The 3,150-nt window shown below is 73.3% G+C and carries 4 protein-coding genes and 1 pseudogene; 4 read left to right on the plus strand and 1 reads right to left on the minus strand.

All coding sequences use genetic code 11. From position 1 onward, the window contains the following. The first annotated feature begins 112 nt into the window (after nucleotides 1–112). From ABZ881_RS30815 to ABZ881_RS30830, 4 genes and pseudogenes are all read left to right on the plus strand, one after another. Nucleotides 113–649, plus strand: coding sequence for a hypothetical protein (locus ABZ881_RS30815; protein WP_358489573.1), 537 nt, complete (start codon nucleotides 113–115; stop codon nucleotides 647–649). 10 nt (nucleotides 650–659) lie between these two features. Next, nucleotides 660–1,475, plus strand: a complete 816-nt coding sequence (locus ABZ881_RS30820; RefSeq protein WP_358489575.1) for a 3-methyl-2-oxobutanoate hydroxymethyltransferase — start codon at nucleotides 660–662, stop codon at nucleotides 1,473–1,475. Nucleotides 1,476–1,479: 4 nt separating this feature from the next. Next, nucleotides 1,480–1,887 (plus strand): annotated as a pseudogene (locus tag ABZ881_RS30825) (alpha/beta fold hydrolase); the annotation flags it as partial. 35 nt (nucleotides 1,888–1,922) lie between these two features. Continuing rightward, nucleotides 1,923–2,333 carry a hypothetical protein gene (locus ABZ881_RS30830; protein ID WP_358489578.1) on the plus strand — a complete coding sequence of 137 codons (411 nt, stop codon included), beginning with the start codon at nucleotides 1,923–1,925 and terminating at the stop codon, nucleotides 2,331–2,333. A 52-nt stretch (nucleotides 2,334–2,385) separates the two neighbouring features. Here the strand turns inward: ABZ881_RS30830 and ABZ881_RS30835 are convergent, their stop codons facing one another. Further along, a complete protein-coding gene (locus tag ABZ881_RS30835) occupies nucleotides 2,386–2,844 on the minus strand; it encodes an RpiB/LacA/LacB family sugar-phosphate isomerase (RefSeq protein WP_358489580.1) in 459 nt (152 codons plus the stop codon). Between the last annotated feature and the right edge of the window lie 306 nt (nucleotides 2,845–3,150).

Genomic DNA, 3,150 nt, shown 5'->3' on the forward strand with positions numbered 1-3,150 from the left:
CACGTGCGCTCGGCGGCGGTCGTGCTGCCCCGGGACTCGGCGTTCATCGACTCCAGCCGGGACGCGCTCACCGCGGAACCGGGCAAGCCGCACGCCACGGTCTGAGGACACGATGCCCACGACCACAGCACGACCGATCCTGCAGAGCAGCTGCGCACGGGCCACGAGCAAGGAGGAGTCCGCCTACCGCATCGACGCCCACTTCGCCGGTCGGCGCGGCGGCCGGGTCGTCGCCCTCGACGACGGCGCGGCGACCATGGTGCGCTCGCTGTCCCGGGACGGATGGAACGCCGCCCGCTTCTTCACCCTGCGCGAGGAGCGGGGCCGGGGCAACGCGGGCGACTCGGCGGACGAGGCTCTGGCGCTGCAGCGCACCACCGGGGTCGCGACCGACCTGGCCACCGAGCTCGCCGACGCCGACGTCGCCGTCATGGTCGCCACCGCCCGGGCGACCGGTGACGCCGCGGCGGCCGCCGCACGCGTCGGCCGCGCCTGCGCACGCCGGGGTGTGATGACCGCCGGCATCGTGGTGGGAGCCACCGGCTCGTCTCAGAGAATCGTCCACTCGCTGCGCCCGCACGCCCGGGTGCTGCTGGTCGGCGCCGATCCCCTGGACGTGGCGGACCTGCTGACCGCGATCCGGATGTGAGGAGGACCCGTTGAGTGAACCGGTGAGCATCCCGGCCCTCCAGACGATGAAGCGTGCACGACGCAAGATCGTCGGAGTCGTCGCCTGGGACTACCAGATGGCCCGCATCGTCGACCGGGCCGGCGTCGACCTGATCTCGGTCGGCGACACGGTGGGCATGAACCTGTGGGGTCAGCCGAACCCGCTCGAGATCACCCTGGACCAGCTCCTGGTCGTCTGCCAGGCGGTCCGGCGGGGCACCCGCCGAGCCCTCGTGTCCTGCGACTTCCCGTTCGGTCCCCTGCAGGAGGGGCCCGCCGAGGCGGTGCGGGCGGCGATCCGCCTGGTCAAGGAGGGGGGCGTCGACCTGGTCAAGCTGGACGGCGCCGCGGACCACCTGGACGCGGTGACAGCGGTGCACCGAGCCGGCATCCCGGTCTTCGCCCAGTTCGGGATCACCCCGCAGACCGCTCTGCGGCACGGCGTCGTCTACGACGCCACACCGGGGGCGGAGAGCGAGGTGCCGCCGAGCATGCTCGAGGACATGGTCGCCGAGGCCCGGGCACTCGAGGCGGCCGGGGCGTCGCTGCTGAACTTCACCAACTCCGGTCCGGTCGTGGGGCCCGCGGTGGTCGACGCGGTATCGGTGCCGGTGCTCGGCGGCCACGGGGGTGGCCCTTGGCTCGACGGCCGGGTCCGCATGGCCCACGCGGCCATCGGATACGCCGAGACGCAGCTCGACGCCCCCCGCGACACCTACGCCGACGTCGCCCGCATCACCCTGGACGCGATCACCGCCTACGCCGGTGACGTGCGGGCGGGCCGCCACATCCGCGGGGGTCGGTGACCCGGTGCAGACGACCACGATCGACGGCCTCACCACCCGCTACCGGGTCACCGGCGACGGCCCGCCCCTGATCCTGTTCTCCCCCGGCGGGTTCAACGCCACTCTCGAGAACTGGTCCACCCAAGGGGTCTACCGGACCTCGGAACTCGTCGACGCCCTGTCCGCCCACTATACCTGCATCGCCTTCGACCGCCGGGAGGCGGGCGGCTCGGGTGGGCGGGTCGAGCGCGTCACCTGGTCGGACTACGCCGCGCAGGGGGCGGGGCTGCTCGACCACCTCGGGATCGACCGCGCCCTCCTGATGGGGGGCTGCGTCGGCTGTTCGGTGGCGGCGGCGTTCGCCGTCGACCATCCCCAGCGCACGGCCGGGATGGTGCTGTACTCCCCCGCCGGGGGGTCCGGTACCGGCTGGCCCAGCACCGTCGCTTCGCCGAGCACGGCACCTTCGTGGCCGCACACGGACTCGCGGCCGTGGTGGAGCGGGCACGCGAGACCGGCGCCGGTTTCAGCGCCGACGCCGCGGTCGGTCCGTGGGCCCCGGTCCTGCGCAGCGACGACGAGTTCGCCCGGCGCTACGCGGAGCTCGACCCGACCCGCTACCGCACCGTCGTCGACGGGATCGCCCGGACGATGTTCGACCGGGACAGCGTCCCCGGGCCGGAGCCCGAGGACCTGCTCTCACTCGACGTCCCGGCCCTGGTGGTCGCGGGACAGGACCACTCGCACACCCGGTCCGCGGCCTGGTTCCTGCACGAGTGTCTCGACGGGTCGCAGCTGTGGGACGTGCCCGTGGCCGAGCAGACCGCGCAGACCGCTCCCGCGCGGGTCGTGGAGTTTCTCGGCTCCCTGCCCGGGTGAGATCGGGTGCGCCGCCGGGGCTGGTCGGCCCCGGCGGCGCACCGGCCCCGGCTCACGGGATCAGCGACTCCCCGCGCTCCAGCGCCGCAATCTGGTCGAGGCGCTGCGCGTGGAGGCCCCCGCGGAACGCGGTGCCGAGCCACACCTCCAGGATGCGCTCCGCGGCCGCCGGGGCGATCGCCTTGGCCCCCATCACCAGGATCGCGGCGTCGTTGTGCGCACGGGCGATCTCGGCGACGAAGGTGTCGTGGCACAGCGCCGCACGGACACCACGCATCTTGTTGCAGGCCATCTGCTCGCCGCTGCCGCCGAGCACCACACCGGTATCGGCGGCCCCGGTGAGCACCTGGGTGCACAGGTCCTCGCACAGGACGGGGTAGTCGACGACCTGCTCGTCGTGCACGCCGCGGTCGAGGACCAGGTGCCCGCGTGCGGTCAGCCACGCGGCGAGCCGGAGCTTCATCGGCACGGCGTTGTGGTCCGCGACCAGCGCCACCATCTGCCCGCTCATCCGACGAGGTCCAGGGTGTCCGTCGCGAACAGCGACCCGGTCGGTGGGCGGCCGTCGAGGATGTGCTGGTCGTGCGCCATCCACCCGACCACAGCCTTGCCCGCCAGCGCACCGAAACCTCACCGGCCCGGGCCCGGACGACCTCCCGGCAGCCGCAACCGCAACCGCAACCGCGCGACATCCCACGACGTCGGCAAGACCGCCAAACGCGACCTGAGCTTGGCCCCCTGCGCCGGACACTGACGGTGTGGGTTCAGTGATCTTGGTGTGGCGGGGTCTGGGCTGCTTCGTAGTCGACCGGGCTGA

It is taken from the genome of Pseudonocardia sp. NPDC046786 (genome assembly GCF_040645415.1).
GTDB lineage: Bacteria > Actinomycetota > Actinomycetes > Mycobacteriales > Pseudonocardiaceae > Pseudonocardia > Pseudonocardia kongjuensis.